Origin of the sequence: Alkalimonas cellulosilytica (assembly GCF_036325985.1) — a bacterium.
Lineage (GTDB): Bacteria > Pseudomonadota > Gammaproteobacteria > Enterobacterales > Alteromonadaceae > Alkalimonas > Alkalimonas cellulosilytica.
On the sequence record NZ_JAUHLI010000006.1, the window covers coordinates 211506 to 235599 of the forward strand.

At 54.0% G+C, this 24094-nt stretch carries 19 protein-coding genes; 13 read left to right on the forward strand and 6 right to left on the reverse strand.

Going from position 1 to position 24094, the window contains the following annotated elements; all coding sequences use genetic code 11:
* Nucleotides 1-16: 16 nt before the first annotated feature.
* Nucleotides 17-1438 carry an exodeoxyribonuclease I gene (gene sbcB / locus QWY20_RS07960; protein ID WP_330128483.1) on the reverse strand — a complete coding sequence of 474 codons (1422 nt, stop codon included), beginning with the start codon at nucleotides 1436-1438 and terminating at the stop codon, nucleotides 17-19.
* Nucleotides 1439-1673: 235 nt separating this feature from the next.
* Here sbcB and QWY20_RS07965 point away from each other — a divergent pair, with 235 nt between their 5' ends.
* Complete coding sequence (locus QWY20_RS07965; protein WP_330128484.1) at nucleotides 1674-2843, forward strand: GNAT family N-acetyltransferase; 1170 nt, start codon at nucleotides 1674-1676, stop codon at nucleotides 2841-2843.
* On the opposite strand, the gene QWY20_RS07970 is transcribed toward QWY20_RS07965, so the two are convergent.
* Nucleotides 2840-3436, reverse strand: a complete 597-nt coding sequence (locus QWY20_RS07970; protein ID WP_330128485.1) for a DUF938 domain-containing protein — start codon at nucleotides 3434-3436, stop codon at nucleotides 2840-2842. The two genes, QWY20_RS07965 and QWY20_RS07970, sit on opposite strands and share 4 nt — an antisense overlap.
* A gap of 48 nt (nucleotides 3437-3484) precedes the next feature.
* On the reverse strand, nucleotides 3485-4588 hold the full coding sequence (locus tag QWY20_RS07975) for an alkane 1-monooxygenase (protein ID WP_330128486.1): 1104 nt from the start codon (nucleotides 4586-4588) through the stop codon (nucleotides 3485-3487).
* A 162-nt stretch (nucleotides 4589-4750) separates the two neighbouring features.
* Between QWY20_RS07975 and QWY20_RS07980 the strand changes: the two genes are divergently transcribed.
* From QWY20_RS07980 to QWY20_RS08010, 7 genes are all read left to right on the forward strand, one after another.
* Nucleotides 4751-5779, forward strand: a complete 1029-nt coding sequence (locus QWY20_RS07980) for an AraC family transcriptional regulator (protein WP_330128487.1) — start codon at nucleotides 4751-4753, stop codon at nucleotides 5777-5779.
* 73 nt (nucleotides 5780-5852) lie between these two features.
* Nucleotides 5853-6356: a TspO/MBR family protein gene (locus tag QWY20_RS07985; protein WP_330128488.1), complete on the forward strand. Its 504-nt coding sequence runs from the start codon at nucleotides 5853-5855 to the stop codon at nucleotides 6354-6356.
* A 12-nt stretch (nucleotides 6357-6368) separates the two neighbouring features.
* A complete protein-coding gene (locus QWY20_RS07990) occupies nucleotides 6369-7136 on the forward strand; it encodes a MipA/OmpV family protein (protein ID WP_330128489.1) in 768 nt (255 codons plus the stop codon).
* A gap of 514 nt (nucleotides 7137-7650) precedes the next feature.
* Nucleotides 7651-8661, forward strand: coding sequence for an isoaspartyl peptidase/L-asparaginase family protein (locus tag QWY20_RS07995; protein ID WP_330128490.1), 1011 nt, complete (start codon nucleotides 7651-7653; stop codon nucleotides 8659-8661).
* Nucleotides 8662-8765: 104 nt separating this feature from the next.
* Nucleotides 8766-9185: a CBS domain-containing protein gene (locus QWY20_RS08000; protein WP_330128491.1), complete on the forward strand. Its 420-nt coding sequence runs from the start codon at nucleotides 8766-8768 to the stop codon at nucleotides 9183-9185.
* 88 nt (nucleotides 9186-9273) lie between these two features.
* Nucleotides 9274-13167 (forward strand): ATP-dependent RNA helicase HrpA, encoded by a 3894-nt coding sequence (gene hrpA, locus QWY20_RS08005; RefSeq protein WP_330128507.1) that lies wholly within the window; start codon nucleotides 9274-9276, stop codon nucleotides 13165-13167.
* A gap of 112 nt (nucleotides 13168-13279) precedes the next feature.
* Entirely contained in the window at nucleotides 13280-13579 is a 300-nt protein-coding gene (locus QWY20_RS08010) for a PilZ domain-containing protein (protein WP_330128492.1), read from the forward strand.
* A gap of 91 nt (nucleotides 13580-13670) precedes the next feature.
* Here QWY20_RS08010 and QWY20_RS08015 read toward each other — a convergent pair whose 3' ends face one another.
* Nucleotides 13671-14240 (reverse strand): YceI family protein, encoded by a 570-nt coding sequence (locus QWY20_RS08015; RefSeq protein ID WP_330128493.1) that lies wholly within the window; start codon nucleotides 14238-14240, stop codon nucleotides 13671-13673.
* Nucleotides 14241-14356: 116 nt separating this feature from the next.
* Nucleotides 14357-15562 carry a class I SAM-dependent methyltransferase gene (locus QWY20_RS08020; protein ID WP_330128494.1) on the reverse strand — a complete coding sequence of 402 codons (1206 nt, stop codon included), beginning with the start codon at nucleotides 15560-15562 and terminating at the stop codon, nucleotides 14357-14359.
* 223 nt (nucleotides 15563-15785) lie between these two features.
* On the opposite strand from QWY20_RS08020, the gene QWY20_RS08025 reads away from it, so the two are divergent.
* The 5 genes from QWY20_RS08025 (at nucleotide 15786) to prpF (ending at nucleotide 22803) form a co-directional block, all read left to right on the forward strand.
* Entirely contained in the window at nucleotides 15786-16469 is a 684-nt protein-coding gene (locus tag QWY20_RS08025) for a GntR family transcriptional regulator (RefSeq protein ID WP_305944888.1), read from the forward strand.
* Entirely contained in the window at nucleotides 16466-17350 is an 885-nt protein-coding gene (gene prpB / locus QWY20_RS08030) for a methylisocitrate lyase (protein ID WP_330128495.1), read from the forward strand. Before QWY20_RS08025 ends, prpB begins: the two co-directional genes overlap by 4 nt.
* A gap of 173 nt (nucleotides 17351-17523) precedes the next feature.
* On the forward strand, nucleotides 17524-18648 hold the full coding sequence (gene prpC, locus QWY20_RS08035) for a bifunctional 2-methylcitrate synthase/citrate synthase (RefSeq protein ID WP_330128496.1): 1125 nt from the start codon (nucleotides 17524-17526) through the stop codon (nucleotides 18646-18648).
* A 118-nt stretch (nucleotides 18649-18766) separates the two neighbouring features.
* The gene (gene acnD / locus QWY20_RS08040; RefSeq protein WP_330128497.1) at nucleotides 18767-21355 is read left to right on the forward strand and encodes a Fe/S-dependent 2-methylisocitrate dehydratase AcnD; all 2589 of its coding nucleotides are present in this window, start codon (nucleotides 18767-18769) and stop codon (nucleotides 21353-21355) included.
* A gap of 272 nt (nucleotides 21356-21627) precedes the next feature.
* Nucleotides 21628-22803, forward strand: a complete 1176-nt coding sequence (prpF, locus tag QWY20_RS08045; RefSeq protein WP_330128498.1) for a 2-methylaconitate cis-trans isomerase PrpF — start codon at nucleotides 21628-21630, stop codon at nucleotides 22801-22803.
* A 45-nt stretch (nucleotides 22804-22848) separates the two neighbouring features.
* On the opposite strand, the gene QWY20_RS08050 is transcribed toward prpF, so the two are convergent.
* Nucleotides 22849-23814, reverse strand: a complete 966-nt coding sequence (locus tag QWY20_RS08050) for an integron integrase (RefSeq protein WP_330128499.1) — start codon at nucleotides 23812-23814, stop codon at nucleotides 22849-22851.
* Between the last annotated feature and the right edge of the window lie 280 nt (nucleotides 23815-24094).

Sequence of the window (24094 nt, forward strand, 5' to 3'; positions counted from 1 at the left end):
CAAAAGCAACTCTGAACTACAACTGCTCTGCGTAATGGTACAAAGCTTTTAAAATCCGCATCGCCCGCTCATCGTGCTGATGCTGTTGTGCCGCCAACTCCAGTTGCTGATGAAAAGCCTCCAGTGTCAGTGGCGGATCATCCAGCCCATCGGTTAAACGATCCACACAATACTGCTGCCATTGCAGCATGTCTTGTTCATTTAAGCTGGCCGGATAGTTACGCGCCCGGTAGCGAAACAGCAATTGATTCAGGCGATCATCGCTGAACAGCGGGGCTTGCACCTCCAGCTGCTGCGGGCTGAGCTGATGCAGTTGCGCCATTTTTTGCTTGTCGTCGTCGGCCAAAAAGCCCTGATAGAGCTGATAATCCGGATTGGTTTCTTGCGGAAATGCTTCGGCTTGGGCAAACACCTGCTGTACTTTTTGCTGCACCTCTGGGTTGGCCAGCAACCAGTTTAAATGTGCACGGCATTTACTGCGATCAATACCCAGGGCATCGGCCCGCTGCTCTGATAGGGTTTTCGCAGGGGCCAGCACCGGGCATTTGTTCAGGTGAATCAGTTTCAGGCCCAGTCGCTCTTCGCCTTCGGCTAAATCAGCGCTTTTGGTATAAAGCTTCTCGCGCAGCTGGTCGCAATCGAGCTCCAGCAGCGGGCTTGGATCGGCCTGCAAATTCCAGGCTATCAGCGCATTTTTGTTGGTTGGATGAAACGCTAATGGCACCACCCAACTGACACAGCCCTGGCTGGCCGGGAATTTACCGGACACATGCACCAAAGGGGTTTGATTGGCCAGGTTGATGTACTTGCCAAGAGCCTGTTTTTTTCGGTGCTCAAACAAGAACTGAAACAAACGCGGCTGTTTGTCACGCACAAGTTTAGCCAACGCTATGGTGGCATAGACATCGGACAGTGCATCGTGCGCCTGTTCATGCGCCAACTGATTGGCCTTGGCAAGATCTTCCAGTTTAAAGCTGGGCGTGCCGTCGTCTTTTAACGGCCATTCAATGCCTTCCGGGCGCAGCGCATAGCAAGCCCGCACCACATCCAGCAAATCCCAGCGGCTGTTGCCCTGTTGCCACTCGCGGCCATAAGGCTCATAAAAGTTGCGGTACAGACTGTGGCGGGTGACTTCATCATCAAAGCGGATACTGTTGTAACCAAGCACACAACTGTCTGGCTCACTGAAACGCTCAAGAATTTTTCCGATAAACTCGGTTTCCGGCAGGCCGCGTTGCTGACAGAGTTGCGGGGTCAGACCGGTGATCAGCGCAGCTTGTGGGTGCGGCAGGTAGTCGGGAGCCAACTGGCAATACCAGACATCCGGTTTGCCAACAATAGTGAGCTCGTCATCGGTGCGAATACCGGCAAACTGGGCCGGGCGGTCACGTTTGGGATCGGCACCCCAGGTTTCAAAATCGTAGAAATAAAAAGACATAAGCAATCATGGCTCTTGGCTGGCAGCTTTGGGCTGGCGATTTTTTTCTGCTGCTAGTGTAACAGCATGACAGACCGATAGACAAAAGCGGATGCAAAGCCAGACCTGTTTTTTGCTGCTTGACCGAAGCGCCAGACTGCGCCAGTATGGCAAAAATACTGCGCATTAAAGTTACGCATAACCTGTCGGTGGTGGCCGCTGCGCCAGCTCTGACAGGCTTTGCAGAGGATAGCCAATGACCGCCAGTAGACGCATTGAATGGATAGACACCTTGCAAACGGTGCCTGCCGATAGCTGGAATGCTTTGTTTTCAACGGATTACCCCTTTACCCGGTATGATTTTTTGCAGGCGCTTGAAAGTGGCGGCAGTGTTGGGCCAGGTACTGGCTGGCAGGCCAGTCATCTGACCATCTGGCAAGGTGAGCAATTAGTTGCAGCCGTGCCGGCCTATCTGAAGCAACACTCCTATGGCGAATACCTGTTTGACTGGGCCATTGTTGAAGCCTATCAGCGCTATGGCCTGGATTTTTTCCCCAAGCTGGTGCTGGCCATTCCTTTTACCCCGGCCGAAGGGCCGCGTTTTGGTGTGTTAGCGGGTGAAGATCAGGCCGAGCTGATGGCGCTGATGCTCGATGCCTTGCAGCAGCGCATGAAAAAACAGCGCCTGAGCAGCATTCAGTGTTTGTACCCCAATGAAGCGCAGCGCGAGCATCTAACCGCTGCCGGCTACTGGCCACGGCAGGATGTGCAGTTTGAATGGCGTAATTATGGTTACGCGTTTTTTGATGACTTTCTGGCAAGTTTAAGTTCACGCAAGCGCAAACAAATTCGCAAGGAGCGCCAGCGGGTGCAGGATGCGGGTGTTGAGCTTTGCGTCGTCCATGGGGGCGATGCCGATGCGGCGCTCTGGCGGCAACTGTACCATTTTTATCAACGGACCTACTTAAAGCGCTCCGGCCATGCCGGTTATCTGACCGAAGCCACCTTTCACGAATGGGGCCAGCAACTGGCCGATAGCATCGTGATTTTTGCCGCCTACCAGCAGCAGCAACTGATAGCCGCTTCCTTGTGTTTCCGCTCAGCGGACACCCTGTATGGCCGTTACTGGGGCTGTGAAGCCGAATGGGATTTTCTGCACTTTGAAGCCTGCTATTATGCCGGCATTGCCTACTGCATTGAGCAGGGCTTACAGCGCTTTGACGCCGGCGCTCAGGGCGAGCACAAGCTGCAACGCGGCTTTGAACCGGTTACGCGTTATGGTTGCTATCACTTTCGGGATAGCCCGCTAAAAGATGCGATAGGCCGCTATTTTGAAGGGGAAGAGGATATGCTGGCGCTCTATCAACGTCAGGCGCAGGCCAGGTTGCCATTTCGCCAGCCGGCAAACTCAGAACCTTTATCTTAACGCTGAAAATGCAGCAAACGGTTATTGGCCGGCATGGCATGGTCGGCCATTAATGCAAAACCGGCCTGAGTCGCTAGTGCAACTACGGCTTCCTGATCACGAATGCCCATGGCCGGGTCACGCAGTCTTAAGCTTTGATCAAAAGCCTGATTGCTGGCACTGGTAAATTTCCCCTGGTAATTAAAAGGTCCATAAATACAAAGGCTGGCAGCTGACAGGCAGAGCTCATCCAGCCGGGTAAACAACTGTTGTACCACCGCCCAACTCATAATGTGCAAGGTATTGGCACTAAACACCGCATCCACTTTGGCGTAAGGCCAATGGTGCTCCCGAATATCCAGTGCTACAGCTGGAGGCAGATTAGGGCGTTTTGCCTGCTGCAAGCGCCGATTCAGATCCGGTAAATAGGCCGGTTGATCGCTGCACTGCCAATGCAGGTGCGGCAACTCACAGGCAAAGTATTCGGCGTGTTGTCCGGTGCCACTGCCAATCTCCAGCACCTGTTGGCGTTTGGCAAAGGCATGGCGCAGGATCTGTAAAATTGGCCCTTTGTTGTTTTCACAGGCCTGTGAAAAGGGTAAAGCTGTTTGCATAACGCACTCGAATCGATGGCCGGAGCAACAGCATAGCGAAAAGTATGCTCAACGCCCAGTACCATGTTCGCCATATTGCTGATCCCATTCTGCCAGTTTTGGTGTCATCAAACGAAACCACCACGGTGGAATCAGCGCCAGCAGCATAGAGCCAAGGTAACCCGTGGGCAGCTTGGGTGCTTCCGGGTACGGTTTTAACTGATAAAAGGGCAGTTGCGCCCGCGCATGGTGGTGGGAATGGCGTGTCAGGTTAAAACTGGCCCAGCTGCTGATGCGTTTGGTGCTGTTCCAGCTATGGTAAGGCTGAACCGGCTGATTGAGTGGCCGCTCAATCCCGTAATGCTCGATGTAGTTCACCACCTCAAGTGTCGCTTTGGCCAGCAGAGCGCTCAGACTGAACAACAATAAGCCTTGCCAGCCAGCCAGAGCAAAGGCCAGAACGCAAAGGCACAACGACATGGCAACCCCACGCAGGAAACGGTTGCGGTAACTCAGCACTGGCTGTTTAAGCCTGGCGAGGCGCGTTTGCTCAATCTGCCAGGCACTGATATTGCCACCTAGAGTCGCATACAGGATATGAGCATACACATTTCGCCCACGTGGCGCTGTAGCCGGATCTCGGGTCGTGCCAACATAACGATGATGGCCATACACATGTTCGATGGAAAAAGAGCTATCCCAGCTAAAGGCCAGCAGCCAGCGGCCCACCAACATGGCAAGCCGGTTGGAAGTGCGATGGGTCAACTCGTGCGCTGGTACGGTAGCTACCATGGCAATCAGCAAAGCGGCACCAGCACTCAGGGGCAGATAATGCCACCACTGATTTTGTGTCCGGGCCGCCAGCGCATCGTAGCCGCTCCATTGCTGGATCCATTGGCCATAGCCGAACAAATCCTGGCTGGATACACTCCATAACAAACTGAAAAATAACAGCATGATCAATGGCAAAGAGCTATACAAGAGCCCGTTTAGCAGCCAGTGATGATGATAGACCGGCTCGGTCGTGTCATCTCCGGCCAGCAAATCGCCTGCTACTATGACCAGCAGCATGCAACCCAAGCCAAGTGACATCCAGAGCCCACCCAGGCTGATGCCAATGAAAAAAGGCAGGGTTAGTACATGAAATAGGCAAAATTTAGCGTACTTCCACATAGTCGTTGCCTTGATGTGTTTTTTAAACTCAGCATAGGCGCTGGATGATGGTATTAACATGGCCTTAGCAGCCAATTTCTGGTCATTTGCGGACAAAGTCTGTCGGATGACCTAAGCTGGGTTAAGCTGCAAACAACAAGCTGCCAATGGACAAATAAGGCCATGAATATCAGTAACCACAGCCATGAAGTGCACTTGCCTCGTCATTACTTGCGCAATCTGTTGGATCTGGTGCAAAGCCGTGGGGGCGACCCGGTGAGCGTGCTTGCTGAAGCCGGGCTGGCCGCCGATGCAGCTCAGCAGCCGAATGCGACACTCTGCTGGTCGCAATTTCAAAGCATTATTTTGTCCAGCTGCCAAGAGAGCAATGAGCCGGCACTGGGGCTTTATCTTGGCAGCCAGCTGACGATTACCACACACGGGCTGCTTGGGCTGGCGGCAATGAGTAGCCGTAATTTGCAGGAAGCACTCGAGCTTATTTGTCAGTACACGGCAGTGCGAAGCCCCTTACTCAGCCTCAGTATACAGCTGCACAAAAGGCAACTGCATCTGAACCTGTCTGAAGTGCAGCCTTTAGGTGCGGTTCGTCAGTTTGTAGTGGAGGCTTTTGCGGTTGCGTTGCATGCCATGCTTGATTTTGTTTCCGGTCATCAATACCGCTTGTTGCAGGTGCAATTTGGCTTTCCTCGCCCGGCTTACAGCTCTCTGTATCAAGCATTTCTGCCTTGTCCGCTTGTTTTTGATCAACCAACGCATCGGTTGATTATCGATCGAAACGATTTGGATATTGTGTCGCCCTGGGCAGATCCGTTGCTAAAAACGCAAATGACCAGTCAATGTGAGCAGGAATTGCAGCGTTGGCAGCAACAACAAAGTACAGCTGGTTTGATTCAGCAGATGTTGTCGCGCACCAAAGGACGTTTACCCGGTATTGAGCAGGTTGCCAGTGAGTTTGCCATGTCCAGTCGTACTTTACGCCGGCGACTGGCCGATGAGAAGACCAGTTATCAGCAGCTGGTAGAGCATTGGCGTCAGCACATGGCCTGTCATTATTTGACGAACACCCGTTTGGCGGTTCAGCAGATTGCTTACTTACTGGGTTATGCCGATCCGGCTAATTTTGGTCGCGCCTTTCGTCGCCAGCAAGGTGTTACGCCACAGCAGTACCGGCAGCAGCGGGGAAAGGTATAAAGAAAAGTGATCGAAGCACTGTTCTGGCCGTAACCTAACTATGAAACAATAACTTAAATACCATGGCGTGATGATGATAGCACCATCTCCTTACACAAAGTTACAGCAAAGCGGTGGCTTGCTGGTTATCCTGTTGATTACTTTTTTGGCGGCAGCGCTGGGAAGCCTGGGCTCTATCAATGCGCCGGCGTTTTACCAACAACTGGAACTGCCGGGCTGGGCACCACCCGGCTGGTTGTTTGGTCCTGCCTGGACCGTGCTGTATACCCTGATGGCGGTGGCTGCCTGGCTGGTTTGGCGCAGTGACCGTATCGTCGTTACGGGCAGAGCTTTGCAGTTGTATGGTATTCAGCTGGTGCTGAATGCGCTCTGGAGCTGGCTGTTTTTTGCCTGGTACCTGGGGGCAGCGGCACTGGCGGAGATTGTATTGCTGTGGCTGGCTATCCTGGTCACTCTGCTATGGTTTAAACGACACAGCAATCTGGCGGCTCTGCTTTTGGTACCCTATTTGTGTTGGGTAGGTTTTGCGACGGTACTTACCTGGAGCATCTGGCAATTAAACCCAACTGTGCTGTAACGAGAGGCGTTTATGAGATACCGCTACACCCTTTGTACTACCTTCATCGCTGTGAGCCTGTTTTGGCAGCCATCTGCCTATGCAGATAGCGAGACCGTCCGGCCTGAGCCACGTGGCTTTATCTATGGCATTGGGGTGGGGCTGAATCAGGAGCTGTATCAGGATTACCGCAGACGAATAGTGCCCATTCCGGTGATTGGGTACCGGGGCGAGCGCCTATCGGTGTATGGGCCTTTTATCAGTTATGAGTTGCTGCAACAAGACGGCTTGACGCTAACGGCGCGGATAGCCCCACGCTTTGCCGGTACCGATGCCTCGAAAAGCCCGGTCTTTGAAGGCATGCAAAAACGCAAAACCTCAATGGATGCGGGTGTTGGCCTGCGTTACGACTGGCAGAATATCCGGCTGGAAACATCCTGGCTGCACGATGTACTCGGCAACTCCGATGGCTACGAAGTACGCAATCGCATTGGCTACCAGCATCGCTTTGGCCCGGTTTTTGTTGAGCCGCACGTCAGTCTGGATTACAGCAACGCCCGGCTGGTGAATTATTACTATGGCGTGCGCCCGGAGGAAGCCACCAGCAACCGGCCGGCCTATCAGGCGGGTAGTGCATGGAATCCCGGGGTTGGCGTGTCGGTAGCCACCCCGATCTTTTTCGGTGGCATGACCCGGTTAGGCCTGGATCACCGCTGGTACGATGATGCGATAGCCGACAGCCCACTGACCGACAGGCGTCGCGGATTTCAGTTGTTTTTTAGTTTCAGTCGTTTCTTCTGACATCACGGCTTCAGTCGCAGCTTATGCCGCGATGCGGACAAAAAAAAGCGCCGGCAAGCGGCGCTTAAAATGTCAGCAGACTAGGTTGGTGTCTGGAGATATACCCAAGTGACCTCAAGATGCAGGCTTCAGCGGGAGATAAAAGCGCTTTAGGCAAGGCAGTTGTTGGAAGGTTTGGTGGTTCCAAATCGACAACAGCTAACGCCGCTTAAAGCGCTTTTAACCCCGCCCTTCGGGAGCCTCTGGGCGCTTCCACTGCGATGTTACCCTGGCTAGCAAGGTGGTCGACATTGCGTCGCCAGTGTGCCTTGCATTGAAAGCGCCCAAAGGCTCTGAAACTCGCATCTTGAGGTTACTTGGGTATACCAGGAACCACGCCATCCTAGCGCTGAACCCCAAGGCTGGCTTTGATCTACCGCAAAGCCAGTGCCATCAAACGCACAAATTTGTCAGTGCTGCTGAGATCGGTTACAACTAGCCTATCCACCACTTCGATAACCACAGGACATACAAGATGCGTAAGACATTGATGGCAGCTGCTTTAACCTCTGCACTCAGCACCGGCTTAGCCGCGGCAGCAGACACCCCCCTTGGCCTGGTGATCCACGGCGGTGCCGGCACCATAGAACGCGCTAACTTATCACCCGAACAGGAACAAGCTTACCATGACGGACTGCGACTGGCGCTGGAGCAGGGCTATGCTATTTTGCAAGCCGGTGGCTCCAGCCTGGAAGCAGCCATCAAAGCGGTCACCATCTTAGAAGACAATCCGCTGTTCAACGCTGGTAAAGGGGCGGTTTATACCTGGGATGAACGCCATGAACTGGATGCTTCGATTATGGATGGTGCGACCTTAAATGCCGGTGCTGTGGCTGGGGTCAGTACTGTCAAGAACCCTATTTTGCTGGCGCATAAGGTGATGACGGAGTCGGTGCATGTGATGTTATCCGGCGCCGGTGCCGAGCAGTTTGCTGCAGAGAAGGGCCTGGAGCAGGTCGATAACAGTTACTTTAACACCGAGTTTCGCTATGAAGCGCTCAAGCGCATGAAAGCGGCTGAAGGTGCGGTGCCGCACCAGGCTAACATGGTGCGTGATCCAAACTGGCAAATGGGCACCGTTGGGGCTGTTGCCATTGATAGTCAGGGCAATCTGGCGGCAGCAACGTCTACCGGCGGCATGACCGGCAAGCGCTATGGCCGGATTGGCGATGCACCCATCATAGGAGCTGGAAATTATGCCGATAACAGCAGCTGCGCCGTTTCTGCCACCGGTCATGGTGAGTACTTTATCCGTTACCAGGTGGCTTCCGATATCTGTGCCCGAGTGAAGTATCAGGGCGTTTCCGCCAAAGCTGCTGCCGATGCCGTGATCCAGGATGTATTGCTGCCGGTTGGTGGCACCGGTGGTGTCATTGTGGTGGATGCCAAAGGCGAGCTTAGCTGGTCTTTTAACACACCAGGTATGTACCGCGGTAAGATTGGTAGCAATCAACCGGCCTTGACGGCAATTTTTGCTGACGAGTAACTGGCTAAAAAGTCAGCAGTCAGTGGTTTTTTGCTGACTAAAATCCGGCAGTTTTACCAGTTTAAGCTAGGCTTAAAGCAAGCAATGTGTCTTCAGGAGGAAACATGGACTTACTGAAAGTAGGCGATTACATGAACAACCATCCGGTGACCTTTACTGCGGATATGACGGTGGAGCTGGCAGCCGATCGGCTCACCATCAGCAACCAGACCGGCGGGCCGGTGGTGGATGAGCAGAATAAGGTGATCGGTTTTTTATCCGAGCAGGATTGTCTCGCCTTAATGCTAAAATCCACCTACCACGACCAGCAGGTGGCGCATGTGCGCGATATCATGCAAACCGAGGTGTTGTCGGTAAAAGCGTACGATGGCATCATCGATTTGGCGCAAACCATGCTTAAGCTGAAACCCAAGTTGTATCCGGTGGTCGATGACAACAACCATCTGCTTGGTATCATCAGCCGTAGCCATGTTCTGGCTGCCATCGATAAGGAAATGAATTCGCATTATCGCAAAGCCGTTTGATTGCAGCGCTTTGCGCTTCTTGCTAGCATAACGCCCTTATTCTGCTGAGGGCGTTTTTTTGTCTGAACCCAAGTCCATTCCCAGTCCATTGTCGCTCCACGAACTGCACCGGCAGCTTCGTTTCGCCATGCAAAAAGATCAATTCCGTTTGCAAAAGCGCCTGCATGGTCTGAAAAAAATCAGCGATGAAACAAAGCGTAATAAAGCACAGGCCACGATAGCGCAGGAGCTGGAGCGCTCGGTTGCCCTGCGCCAGCAACGAGGTAGCCAGGTGCTGTCACTGAACTATCCGGCCGAGCTGCCGGTGGTGGCAAAAAAAGACGACATCAAAGCGGCCATTGCTAAGCACCAGTTGGTGGTGATTGCCGGTGAAACCGGCTCGGGCAAAACCACCCAGTTGCCGAAAATTTGCCTGGAGCTGGGGCGCGGTGTTGCCGGTATGATAGGCCACACCCAGCCGCGGCGTTTGGCTGCACGCAGTGTCAGCAATCGCATTGCCGAAGAGCTGGGGGTAGAGCCTGGTAAAGAGGTTGGTTTTAAAATTCGCTTTGGCGATCATACTTCCGAGCAGACCCGCATTAAACTGATGACCGATGGGGTGCTGCTGGCAGAAATGCAGCAGGACCGTTTCTTAAATCAGTACGACACCCTGATTATTGATGAGGCGCACGAACGCAGCCTGAACATCGATTTTTTGCTGGGGTACCTGAAACAGTTGCTGCCAAAACGGCGGGATTTGAAGGTGATTATCACGTCGGCCACCATCGATCCGCAGCGCTTTTCCAGACACTTTAATGATGCGCCGGTGATTGAAGTCTCGGGCCGTACTTACCCGGTGGAGGTGCGTTACCGGCCTTTCGATGAGAAGGCTGAACAGGACGATAAAGATCGCGATCAGCTGCAAAACCTGTTCGATGCGGTGGAGGAGCTGTACCGCGAGCCGCCGGGCGATATTCTGGTGTTTTTAAACGGCGAGCGTGAAATTCGTGATACCGCCGATGCGCTGGAAAAACTGAAACTGCCGCATACCGAGATCCTGCCGCTGTATTCGCGTTTAAGTGCCAGCGAACAAAACCGGGTGTTTCAATCGCACCCGGGCCGGCGCATTGTGCTGGCCACCAATGTGGCTGAAACCTCATTGACGGTGCCGGGGATCCGCTATGTGATTGACCCCGGTACCGCCCGCATTTCCCGTTACAGTTACCGCTCGAAAGTGCAGCAGCTGCCGATTGAACCCATCAGCCAGGCCAGCGCCAATCAGCGCAAAGGCCGTTGTGGCCGGGTTGCGGCTGGTATTTGCATCCGGCTCTACAGTGAAGAGGACTTTTTAAACCGGCCGGAGTACACCGATCCGGAGATCCTGCGTACCAACTTAGCGTCGGTTATTTTGCAGATGTTGTCTTTGCGTCTTGGCAGCATTGATGCTTTTCCGTTTTTGCAGCGGCCCGACAGCCGTTTTGTCACCGATGGCATCAAGCTGCTGGAAGAGCTAGGAGCGGTTGAAACCAAACGCAAAGCCGGTCAGTTGCAAATGACCGAGCTTGGCCGTCAATTGGCACGTTTGCCGATTGATCCCCGGCTTGGCCGCATGCTGCTCGAAGCGCCAAAACAGCAGGCGCTGAGTGAAGTGGTGGTGATCGTAGCAGCATTATCGATTCAGGATCCGCGCGAACGGCCGCTGGATAAACAGCAAAAAGCTGATGAGCTGCATAGTCGCTTTGCCGATCAGGACTCGGACTTTGTCAGTTACCTCAAGCTCTGGCAGTACTTGCAACAGCAGCAGGAGGAATTGAGCAACAATCAGTTTCGCAAACTGTGCAAAACCGAGTTACTCAACTACCTGCGGGTGCGGGAGTGGCAGGATCTGGTCTATCAGCTGACGCAACTGATGCAGGAGCTTGGTTTTCGTGCCAATCAGGCCACAGCAGGCTATGCCGAAATTCACCGCAGTCTGCTTAGTGGTTTGCTCGGGCAGATTGGTTGCAAAGATGCCGAAGCCGATTATCTGGGGCCGCGGCAAACCCGCTTTTATGCCTTTCCCGGTAGTCACTTATTTAAACGCAAACCCAAATGGGTGATGGCGTCCGAATGGGTGGAAACCTCCAAACTCTACGCCCGCAGCCTGGCAAAAATAGAGCCGGACTGGGTGGAGCCTTTGGCCGAACACCTGGTCAGCCGCAGCTACAGCGAGCCGCACTGGCAGAAAAAGCGCGGGGCTGTTATTGCTTTTGAGCAAGTCAGTTTGTATGGCGTGATCATTGTCGGCAAACGGCCAGTGCTGTACTGCAGCATCGATGCTGCGACCTGCCACCAGATCTTTATTCGTGAAGCCCTGGTGCATGAAGAGCTGGGACAGCAGGAAGCCTTTTTGGCGCACAATCGCAAGCTGCTGGATGAAGTGATCGCGCTGGAAGATAAAAGCCGGCGCCGCGATATTCTGGTGGATGAAGAGGATCTGGTGCAGTTTTACGCCGCGCGCGTGCCGCTGGCAGCCAATAACCGCGTTGATTTCAGCAAATGGTGGCAGCAAAAACGCAAAGAAGACAAACGCTTTTTGCACTTTGACCCCGAAGCCCTGAAAAAGCGTGCTGCCGATGACATTGGCGAAGGACAGTTCCCGGATGTATGGAGCCAGGGCAATCTGAAGTTGCCGCTGAGCTATCATTTTGCACCGGGCGAGCCGGACGATGGGGTCAGTCTGGTGATCCCGCTGGCGCTGCTGAATCAAATCAACGATCAAGGCTTTGACTGGCTAATCCCGGGCCTGTTGCATGAGTTGCTGGTGGCGCTCATTAAATCGCTGCCGAAAAATTACCGCCGCCAATTTGTACCGGCACCCAATTACGCCGATGCTCTGCTGCAGGTGCTGCAACCTGGCCAGGGCAAGCTGCTGGAGGCGGTGACCGCTCAGTTGCGACGGATGTCCGGTACCACCATCCCGGATGATGCCTGGGACCTGGTCAGTTTACCTGCCCATTTGCAGATGAATTTTAAAGTGGTCGATGCCAGCGGCAAGCTGATGGTGCAGGGGCGTTCACTGGCCCTGTTAAAGCAGCAATTGCAGGGGGATGTGCAGCAAACTTTGAGTGAGGTGGCAGAGCCGGATATCGAGCAGCAACAGCTGACCGACTGGAGCTTTGGTCAGTTACCCAGTGAGTACGTGCAGCTGCAGGCGGGTTACGAGATAAAGGCCTATCCGGCGCTGGTAGATGAGGGCGACTCAGTCGCCATTAAGCTGCTGGACCATGCCGCTCTAGCCAGGCAAACCAGCTTGCTTGGTCTACGCCGCTTGATATTGCTGAATATTCCATCGCCGGTGAAATACTTGCAGGAGTCGTTGCCGAACAAGGCCAAGCTTGGGCTTTATTTTAATCCTTTTGGCAAGGTGCTGGAGCTGATAGACGACTGCATTGCGGCGGCGGTGGATGCCATGCTGGCAGAGCAGGACTTTCCACACAACCAACAGCAATTTCAACACATCAAAGAGGCTGTACGGGCTGAGCTGAACGAGCGGGTGTTGGCCATTGCCTTGCAGGTGGAGCAAATTTTGTCGCTCGGTCACCAGATCCAAAAGCGCTTAAAGGGCAAGGTGGATTTAGCCCATGTGCAGGCGCAGGGTGAAGTCAAACAGCATCTGGCAAGCTTGCTGTTTAAAGGCTTTGTCAGCCAGCATGGCGCAGCCAGATTAGCGGATATTCTGCGCTATTTAAAAGCGATAGAGAAACGGCTGGAGAAACTACCGATAGATCCGCACCGCGACCGGTTGATGATGCACGATTACCAGCGCGCTGAAGAAGCTTATCAGGCATTGCTGGGCCATTACAAAACCCTTGCTGTATTGCCTGAGCCTGTGGCGGAGATCCGCTGGATGATAGAAGAGTTGAAAGTATCGCTGTTCGCGCAAACCTTAGGCACGGCCTATCCGATTTCACTCAAGCGGGTGCTCAATGCCATCAGTGACGCGAAGTCGTCTGCAGCCTGAGGCTTAAATCTACCGGTGTTTTCAATCCTGCCTTTACAGGCATCCGTTAAAGCTATATAACTAATGTGTTAGGTACAAACACATTAAGCAAGGACAAGCTGGGGGAGTAGTGATGTTAAACCAAAGCGATAAGCGCCATTTTTACCGCATGATGGTCAATGCCGATGTACAGCTTTTGATCAATGATCCGGAAGCAGGCCGCACCATTGATGGCATTTGCCGGGATTTAAGTGCCTCTGGCATGTCGGTCGATATCAATGAGCCGCTGGAAATGGGCACCTTGATTCGGGTCCGGCTGGAGTCTGCCAATAACAGTGTGCCACCGCTGGATGCAACCGCCAAAGTGATGCGCTGTGGTCAGGAAAGTGGGGAAAGCTACCAGCTGGGGCTGGCTTTTATCGATATGAATTAGTCTGTAGTAAGGCAGCCCGATATAAACCGGGCTGCACTATTTTTTCATAACTGTCTTCAGTTTCGTAAGTTTCGTTCGTTTTGTAACGCAGTTACTTTTCAAACCGCACGGTAAAAGTGACCGGCACCATCGGGTTGATATTTTGCAGCCCGGCCAGATCGCGCAGCCGGTTTAAACCTTCAGTTAAACCAAATTGATCCCCGTTCACCATAATAGGCGCTTGGGTATTCACTTGCAGGCTGTTCTCAGCCAACCGGGTAACCAGCACTTCACTTTGCACCCGCTGTGTTTGACCAACGATGGTCAATTGCAAGGGAACCCGCACTGTTTTGCTGCTGCCAATGGCTAAATCGGCGATGGCATCCGGGCTGACAGTGCCGGTGGCGCTAATCAGTGGGTAATCGTCCAGTTTGAACAAATACTGCCACATGCGATCATCGCGGATTGGAATATGGGTTTGTAACCCTGCCACAGCAATTTCAATGCTCAGGCTACCATCGTCCTGCCAATGGCCTTTTAACTGACTAAATTGATGGACTTCGGCAGCGACATCATTTTTTAGAGAGACAAAATCCAGCCGTGACTGGTTGTTATCGAGCTGCCAGCTGGCGCTGACGCTCAGGCTGGTGGCTAGCAATAAAGAACAAAACAGCGTTTTCATGCAGATCCCTGTGTGACAATTGTATGACTAAGTGAATGGCAGCATAGCAAAAGGCAGTGCCAACAAACACCCGCATTTTGTATGGAATTAGCGGGTGTCTGCGGTTGATTACGGGGTTAAGGCAGGTAGCAGATCAATCCTTTTAAGTAGTGACCTTCCGGGTAGAAGCTGGCGACCGGGTGATCGGCATCTTGCTGCATCCGCTCCACAAACAAACAGTCGCGACCAGCGTCCAACGCCGCATCAGCCACCACTTTCTGGAACAAGCTGTCTTCCATCAGGCCGGAGCAGGAAAAAGTCAGCAGCAAGCCGCCCGGTTTTACCAACTGCATCGCCACCCGGTTGATGTCTTTGTAGCCACGGCAGGCGCCCATCAACTGGCCTTTGTTGTCGGCAAATTTCGGCGGGTCCAGAATCAGCAGATCAAACTGCTTGCCTTCTTCTTTGTACTGGCGCAGCAGCTTAAACACATCCTGTTTCACATGGCTGGCTTGCTCTGGTTTCAGGCCATTTAACGCTAATTGACGCTCAGACAAGGCGAGGGCGCTTTCAGAGGCATCGACGTTGATTACCTCTGTGGCACCACCAAGCAGAGCCGCCACGCCAAAAGTACCGGTGTAGCTAAAGCAATTCAGCACGGTTTTGCCGGCGGCCAACTGGCGCAGGCGCAGACGATTGGCGCGCTGATCGAGGTAAAAACCGGTTTTATGGCCCTCGGCCACATCCACCAATATGTGCATGCCATGCTCACGAATGATCACTTCGGTGCTTTGCAGTGGCTGATGCAGCCAGCCGGATTTCAGTTCCAGCCCTTCTTTTTTGCGCACCTCGACATCGGAGCGATCGTAAATGCTGCAGCCGGGGTAGAGCGCTTTTAGCGCAGCCAGCAGGTGCTTGCGATTGGCCTCGGCACCCGCTGAGAGTAGCTGACAGACCAGTACATCGGCAAAACGGTCAATAATAATGCCTGGCAGGTCATCGGACTCGGCCGCCACCAGCCGGTAGCCAGTGGTATCCTGATCGGCAAACCAGAGGCTGCGCAGGCCCTGTGCCCGCTGAATGCGCTTTTCAAAAAAGGCCTGATCAATGGCTTCACTTTGTTGCTCTGTCCAGACCCGTAAACGGATTTGCGACTTGGGTGAATAGGCCGCCCGGCACAGCCAGGTTTGATCAAAGCTCACCACATCGACGGTATCACCGGCGTTGGGGGTGCCTTTGACTGCATGCACCGCTTTGGAAAAGATCCACGGATGACGGCGTTTTAACGCTTTTTCCCGGCCAGCAGCCAGGGTGACGATGGGGTAAGTTTTTGCATTGGACATGGTGCGGGTCGCCAAAGAGTAAAGGGCGATTATTGTACTTGAAACGGATGGTGGGATCATCTGTCGGCTGCAGAAAGCTGAAACTGGCATGATCTGGCTACAACTTTGGTGTTATTGTCGACAATCTTTAGGTTGCTTTGCTTGACAATCGGTACAATAGCCACTAAAACTGCATTATCATTTTTATCTGTCGACAATTTAGCGTGGATGGTGTGGCAATTTGATGACAACGCAAAGCCCAATCTGGCGGATGCCGGTGACAGCAGCCGACCGTGTGCTGCTGGAAATACAACGCGCCATTGTGGAAGGGGATATCCCGGCCGGCAGCAAAATCAGCGAGCCTGAACTGGCGCGGCGCTTTGATTTAAGCCGGGCGCCTCTGCGTGAAGCGCTGGCACGGCTGGAGCGCTGCCATCTGATTGAGCGCATCCCCAATGCCGGTGCCCGGGTCGTGACGCTCTCGAAAGAAGGGCTGATATCGCTCTATCAATTGCGCGAAGAGCTGGAAGGCCTGGCCTGCCGACTTGCCGCCGAGCAGATGACCGATGCCGAAATTGCTGAAGTGCGCGCCTTGCTCGACCAGCACCTCAGCACCCAGCGGGTGCGCGAAGGCGAGAGCTACTACCAGGAAGCGGGCGATCTGGATTTTCATTACCGCATTATTCTTGGCAGCAAAAATCCATACTTAATCAACATTTTATGTGATGAGCTATACTTTCTGGTCCGGATGTACCGGGTGCAGTTAGGCATGAACGGGCCGCGGGTGTCGCGGGCCTTTGATGAACACAAAGCCATCATCCATGCCATTGCCAACCGCGATGGTGAACTGGCCGATTTACTGATGCGCCGCCACATAGGCGCGTCACGGCGAAACATTGAATTGCAACTAACGGGGAATCAAGCATGAGCACTCATTTTAGCGCCGGAGCCCGGCTGCGTCAGGCCATTGTCGACAATCAACCTTTGCAACTGGTCGGCACCATCAATGCCTACACCGCCATGATGGCCGAGCGGGTGGGTCATAAAGCCTTGTATTTATCCGGTGCCGGTGTCGCCAATGCCTCCTTTGGCTTGCCGGATTTGGGCATGACTTCCTTGAACGATGTCTGTGAAGACATCCGCCGCATCACCGGCGCGACCGAAGTGCCACTCCTGGTCGATGCCGATACCGGCTGGGGCGGCGCTTTTAACATTGCCCGTACCGTGAAAGAAATGACCCGTGCCGGCGCTGCTGGTTTTCATATTGAAGATCAGGTGGCGCAAAAGCGCTGTGGTCACCGGCCGAACAAAGAAATCGTGTCGCTGGACGAAATGGTCGACCGGGTCAAAGCCGCGGTCGATGCCCGCAGCGATGAGCAGTTTTTTATTATGGCGCGCACCGATGCCTTAGCGCAGCAAGGTGTGGATGCGGCCATTGAGCGGGCCCTGGCCTGCCAGGCCGCCGGTGCAGATGCCATCTTTGCCGAAGCCGTGCACACGCTGGAGCAGTACCAGGCCTTTACCAAGGCGCTGGATGTGCCGGTACTGGCCAACATCACCGAGTTTGGCCAAACGCCCTTGTTCAACAAAGACGAGCTGGCCAGTGTCGGCGTGGCCATGGTGCTGTATCCACTGAGTGCCTTTAGGGCCATGAACAAGGCCGCATTAAAAGTGTACGAAAACATTTTGCAGCAGGGCGATCAGAAAGCGGTGATCGACGACATGCAAACCCGGATGGAGCTGTACGATTTTCTGAATTACCACAGCTTTGAAGACAAGCTGGATCAGTTGTTTAGCCAAAAGAAGTAGTTGCCGTGTTATAGGCCGTCTGCCAATCTCTGTTGTGCTCGCCATAGCAACTCCTTCGCGCGAGCGCTCAGTCAGACATCCTCTGGCTGTGCCAACAGAATTGCCAGCCGGCCTTTGCAAGCAGCGAATAATCAGAACCCTATTCAAATCAACAGAACAAGAGGACAACAATCATGGTCGATAAAGCTTTAGGTGGCGCAGGTCTGCGCGGACAAGTAGCAGGACAAACCGCCCTTTGTACAGTCGGTCAATCCGGCTCCGGTTTAACCTACTATGGCTACGATATCTCTGAGCTGGCCGCTGTGGCCGAGTTTGAAGAAGTGGCGTACCTGCTGGCCCATGGCGAGTTGCCAAATGCCGGCCAACTGGCCGAGTACAAAGCCCGGTTAAAGCAACTGCGTAAGCTGCCACAGGCACTCAAAGACGTGCTGGAGCGCATTCCGGCCAGCGCCCACCCGATGGATGTTATGCGTACCGGCTGCTCGATGCTGGGCAACCTGGAAACCGAAGCGGACTTTTCAGAGGCCGATCAGCACATCGAGCGGATGCTGGCGTTGTTCCCGGCCATCGTCGTGTACTGGTACCGCTTCAGCCACGATGGCGTGCGGGTAGAAACCGACACCGACGACGACTCCATCGGTGCCCACTTCCTGCATATGCTGCACGATAAAAAGCCAAGCCCGCTGCATGAAAAAGTGATGCATGCCTCGTTAATTTTGTATGCCGAGCACGAGTTCAATGCCTCGACCTTTACCGCTCGTGTTTGTGCCTCGACCTTGTCGGATATTCATTCTTGCGTCACCGGCGCCATTGGCTCTTTGCGCGGCCCACTGCACGGCGGTGCCAACGAAGCGGCCATGGAACTGATTGAAACCATGCAAAACCCGGACGAAGCCGAGCAAACCCTGCTGGGCATGCTGGAGCGCAAAGAGAAAATCATGGGCTTTGGCCATGCGGTCTACCGTGAAAAAGATCCACGCAATGCCATCATCAAAGAGTGGTCGGAAAAACTGGCCGCTGAGTTTGGCGACAGCCGTTTGTACGATGTGTCGGTACGCTGCGAAGAAGTGATGTGGCGCGAGAAGAAACTGTTCTGCAACGCCGATTTCTTCCATGCTTCGGCTTACCATTTTATGGGCATTCCGACCAAGTTGTTTACGCCGATTTTTGTGATGTCACGGGTCACCGGCTGGACAGCGCATGTGAAAGAGCAACGTGCCAACAACCGTATTATTCGCCCAAGCGCCGATTACACCGGCCCGGCACCACGGCCGGTACCGCCGATTGCTGAGCGCTAAGTACGAGGCTTTGTAAAAAGCTAAGTAAACAGCTAGGCAAACACAGCGAAGGGGAAGGACCAGGACAAGGATAGCCCCTTCGCTGGCTAATTTTCACCCACTACGACTGGGCATGCTGATGAATACCAATTACCGTAAACCACTGCCAGGCACCCAACTGGACTACTTCGACGCCCGCGAGGCGGTTGAAGCCATTCAGCCCGGTGCCTACGATACCTTGCCATACACCTCGCGGGTGTTGGCTGAAAACCTGGTGCGCCGCTGCGATCCGGCCATGCTGACCGATGCGCTGCGCCAGTTGATTGAACGTAAAAAAGAGCTGGACTTCCCCTGGTTTCCGGCCCGGGTGGTCTGCCACGATATTTTAGGCCAGACCGCGCTGGTCGATTTGGCCGGCCTGCGCGATGCCATTGCTGAGCAAGGCGGCGATCCGGCCAAAGTGAACCCTGTGGTGCCAACCCAGTTGATTGTCGATCACTCGCTGGCCGTTGAGCACGCCGGTTTTGATAAAGACGCTTTTGCCAAAAACCGCGCCATTGAAGATCGGCGCAACGACGATCGCTTCCACTTTATCAACTGGACCAAAAAAGCCTTTAAAAACGTGGATGTAATTCCGCCTGGCAACGGCATTATGCACCAGATCAATCTGGAGCGGATGTCGCCGGTAGTGCACGCCAAAGACGGCGTGGCTTTCCCGGATACGCTGGTCGGTACCGACAGCCATACCCCCCATGTCGATGCGCTTGGCGTGATTGCCATTGGGGTGGGTGGTCTCGAAGCAGAAAGCGTGATGCTGGGCCGGGCCTCCTGGATGCGGCTGCCGGATATCATTGGCGTCGAGCTGGTAGGCAAAGCCCAGCCGGGCGTGATGGCGACCGATCTGGTGCTGGCACTGACCGAGTTTTTGCGTAAAGAAAAAGTGGTGTCCAGCTACCTGGAATTCTTTGGCGAAGGGGCTGATAGTCTGAGTCTGGGCGACAGGGCTACCATTTCCAATATGACGCCGGAGTACGGCGCTACCGCGGCGATGTTCTCCATCGATCAGCAAACACTGGATTACCTGACGCTGACCGGCCGTGAGCCGGAGCAGGTCAAGCTGGTTGAAACCTATGCCAAAACCACAGGGTTATGGTCGGACAGCTTAAAAACCGCCCAGTACGAGCGGGTGCTGCGCTTTGATTTATCCAGCGTCGGCCGCACCATGGCCGGGCCTTCCAACCCGCATGCCCGCTTGAACACCAGTGATCTGGCAGCGCGTGGCATTGCAGCTAGCTATCAGCTGGAAGAAGGCAAGATGCCGGATGGCGCTGTGATTATCGCTGCCATTACCAGCTGCACCAACACCAGCAACCCGCGTAATGTGATTGCTGCCGGCTTGCTGGCCCGCAATGCCAACCAAAAAGGCTTAAGCCGCAAGCCCTGGGTTAAAACCTCACTGGCCCCTGGCTCCAAAGCGGTGCAGCTGTACTTAGAAGAAGCCGGCTTGCTACCCGAGCTGGAGCAGCAGGGCTTTGGCATTGTCGGCTTTGCCTGCACCACCTGCAACGGCATGAGTGGCGCTTTAGATCCGGTGATCCAGCAAGAAGTAATAGAGCGCGATCTGTACGCCACCGCCGTGCTGTCGGGCAACCGCAACTTCGATGGCCGGATCCACCCTTACGCCAAGCAAGCGTTTTTGGCCTCACCACCTCTGGTAGTGGCTTACGCCATTGCCGGTACCATTCGGTTTGATATTGAAAAAGATGTGCTGGGCCATGACAGCGAAGGCAAGCCGGTGACGCTCAAAGACATATGGCCAAGCGATGCCGAGATTGATGCTGCGGTGAAAGCGGCGGTCAAACCCGAGCAGTTCCGCAAAGTCTATGAGCCGATGTTTGATGTAAGCGTCGATTACGGCGAGCAAATCAGCCCCTTGTACGACTGGCGGCCGCAAAGTACTTACATTCGCCGCCCTCCGTATTGGGAAGGGGCGCTGGCAGGTGAGCGCAGCTTATCCGGCATGCGGCCTTTGGCGGTGCTTGGCGATAACATCACTACCGATCACTTATCGCCCTCGAACGCCATTATGCTCGACAGCGCTGCTGGTGAGTACCTGGCCAAGATGGGGGTGCCAGAGGAGGACTTTAACTCTTACGCCACCCACCGCGGTGATCACCTGACCGCCCAGCGTGCTACCTTTGCCAACCCCAAGCTGTTTAACGAAATGGTGGTGGAAGACGGCAAGGTGAAGCAGGGCTCACTGGCGCGGATTGAACCGGAAGGCAAAGTCACCCGGATGTGGGAAGCCATTGAAACCTACATGGAGCGCAAGCAGCCGCTGATCATCATTGCCGGTGCCGATTACGGCCAGGGTTCGTCGCGCGATTGGGCTGCCAAAGGTGTACGGCTGGCTGGGGTGGAAGCCATTGCTGCAGAAGGCTTTGAGCGCATTCACCGTACTAATTTGATTGGGATGGGTGTGCTGCCGCTGGAGTTTGAACCGGGCACGACCCGCAAAACTCTTGAAATTGACGGCACTGAGACCTTCGATGTGCGCGGTGAGCGCACTCCAGGGGCTACGCTAACGCTGGTGATCCATCGCGCCAATGGTGACAGGGTTGACGTACCGGTACGTTGCCGGTTGGATACCGCTGAAGAAGTGTCGATTTACGAGGCCGGTGGGGTGCTGCAGCGTTTTGCCAAGGACTTTTTGGAAGGAACTGCGTAACAGTATACCGGGGCCCTGGTTGGGCTCCGGTTGCAATGTCACGAAAAGCTCGCCACAGCAACTCAGTCGCTGCTGGCGCGCTCCTTCAGACATTCTGTGTCGACTTTTCATGGCATTCCAACCTACGTGAACAGACCAGTGTTTCGTTAGATCAACTGTGAGTACAAATGATGACAGCGCCACAAATTAAAATTCCAGCCACCTACATGCGTGGCGCTAGTTCCCTCTACCGCTAAGGTTCCGCCCGGTAGTTCAGTTTTATGGAGACAACCATGTTTCAACCACAGATCCGTATACCAGCCACCTACATGCGTGGCGGAACCTCGAAAGGGGTATTTTTTAAGCTGGACGATTTGCCAGAGCAGGCGAGGGTGCCTGGCCCGGCGCGGGATGCACTGCTGCTGCGGGTGATTGGCAGCCCGGACCCGTACGGCAAACACACCGATGGTATGGGCGGGGCGACCTCCAGCACCAGCAAAACGGTGATTTTAAGCAAAAGCAGCCAGCCGGAGCACGATGTCGATTACCTGTTTGGTCAGGTCGCCATCGACAAGGCCTTTATCGACTGGAGCGGCAACTGCGGCAATCTAACCGCTGCGGTTGGCTCTTTTGCCATCAGCAATGGTTTGGTGGATGCCAGCCGTATTCCGCAAAACGGCATTTGCACGGTGCGGATTTGGCAAGCCAATATTGGCAAAACCATTATTGCGCATGTGCCAATCACCAACGGCGAGGTGCAGGAAACCGGACACTTTGAGCTCGATGGGGTAACTTTCCCGGCGGCTGAAGTGGTGATCGACTTTACGGATCCGGCCGATGCCACCGGAGCTATGTTCCCAACCGGCAATCTGGTCGATACGCTGGAGGTACCTGGAGTAGGCAGTTTCCCGGCCACCTTTATCAACGCCGGCATCCCGACCATCTTTTTAAATGCCGCCGATCTGGGCTTTGATGGCACCGAGCTTCAAGATGCCATTAATGGCAGTGCTGAAATGTTACAGCGCTTTGAAACCATTCGGGCCTATGGCGCACGGCAGATGGGCCTTATCAGCGATATAGCCGAAGCCGCCAGCCGGCAGCATACGCCGAAAATTGCCTTTGTTGCACCGCCAAAAAGCTACAGCGCATCCAGTGGCAAAGCGGTCGATGCTGCCGATATCGACTTGCTAGTGCGAGCGCTTTCGATGGGCAAGCTGCACCACGCCATGATGGGCACTGCGGCTGTAGCCATTGGCACCGCAGCTGCGATTCCAGGCACTTTGGTCAACCTGGCCGCCGGGGGCGGCAAGCTGGATGCAGTGCGCTTTGGCCATCCCTCCGGCACGCTCAAAGTAGGGGCCGCGGCCGAGCAGCAAAACGACGATTGGGTCGTCACCAAAGCCAGCATGAGCCGCAGCGCCCGGGTGCTGATGGAAGGCTGGGTGCGGGTACCAAGGGATTGTTTTTAAAGCTGGCTATTCAAATGACTAAAGGCGCTGCGGCGCCTTTTTTAATTACAGCAACTGCGACAACGGGCTTTTCACACCGCTGGCACCACGATTAAGCACATGGGTATAAATTTGCGTGGTGCGTACATCGGTATGGCCCAATTGTTCCTGCACGGTACGGATATCGGCACCGGATTCGAGCAAATGGGTGGCGAACGAATGGCGTAGGGTGTGGCAGGTGACATTTTTACGAATTTCCGCTTTGCGGGCGGCGATTTTGATTTCACGCCGTACACAGGATTCATCCAGATGATGCCGACGAATGCTTTTTGATTCTGGATCCAGGCTGAGTTTTATCGACGGAAACAAGTAATGCCAGCCTAGCTGCTTGGGAGCACTCGGGTTTTTGCGTGCTAGTGCAAAGGGAAGCCATACACCGGCATAGTCAGGGTTCGCCAGATCTGCCTGAAAATACTGCATCACATGCTGAGTTTGTTGCTTCAGGCTTGTAACCAATTCGGGCGCAAGTGTGACCCGGCGGTTTTTGTTGCCTTTCCCCTGCCACACCATCACCGACAGGTAATCGTAATCGATGTCCTGCACCCGCAGCCGAACAGCTTCCATTAAACGCAAACCGCTGCCATACATCAGTTGCGCAATTAATTTGTACTTTGGGTCGATCAGCCGTAAAAGTGCTGCAACCTCAGGTCGGGTAAGTACCACCGGAAGCTTTGGACTCACCTGAGAGCGGTTAAACTCAAGGTTAAGCGACAGCGGCTTTTGCAGCACCTTGCTGTACAAAAAACTAAGTGCATTTAAAGCCGTTGCCTGTGTACGAGGCGCTACATGGCGCTGATTGGCTAAATAGTTTAAAAACAGCTCGACATCAGCATCACCCAGCTTGGCAGGGTGCTGCTTTTTACTAAACAGGATGTAAAAGCGGATCCAATAAATGTAAGTATCCACAGTTCGCCTGGCATAACGACGAACCGTCATAAACTCTGCTACGTGATCAAGAAATGGTGAAACCATTGCACGAACCTCAAAAATAAGCATGTATAAATAAACAGTGGTCAGTAAATTTATTGTAAGCAAGTTGCTTGCAGGGAAAATCCCTGCTTTTTGCAAAAATAATTTACACCTTCGTTATGAAGTTGTTGATATGGCGCAGGTAGTTCGCTAGATTGATGAAATCGAAAAAAGATAGAAGGGAAAATCCCGTGGGGAAAAAAGGGATTTTCCAAACTACTAAGCTGTTATGCACTCAAAGGTTCGAGATGAGCGACAAGATTCCATGTGCAGAATGTGGAGC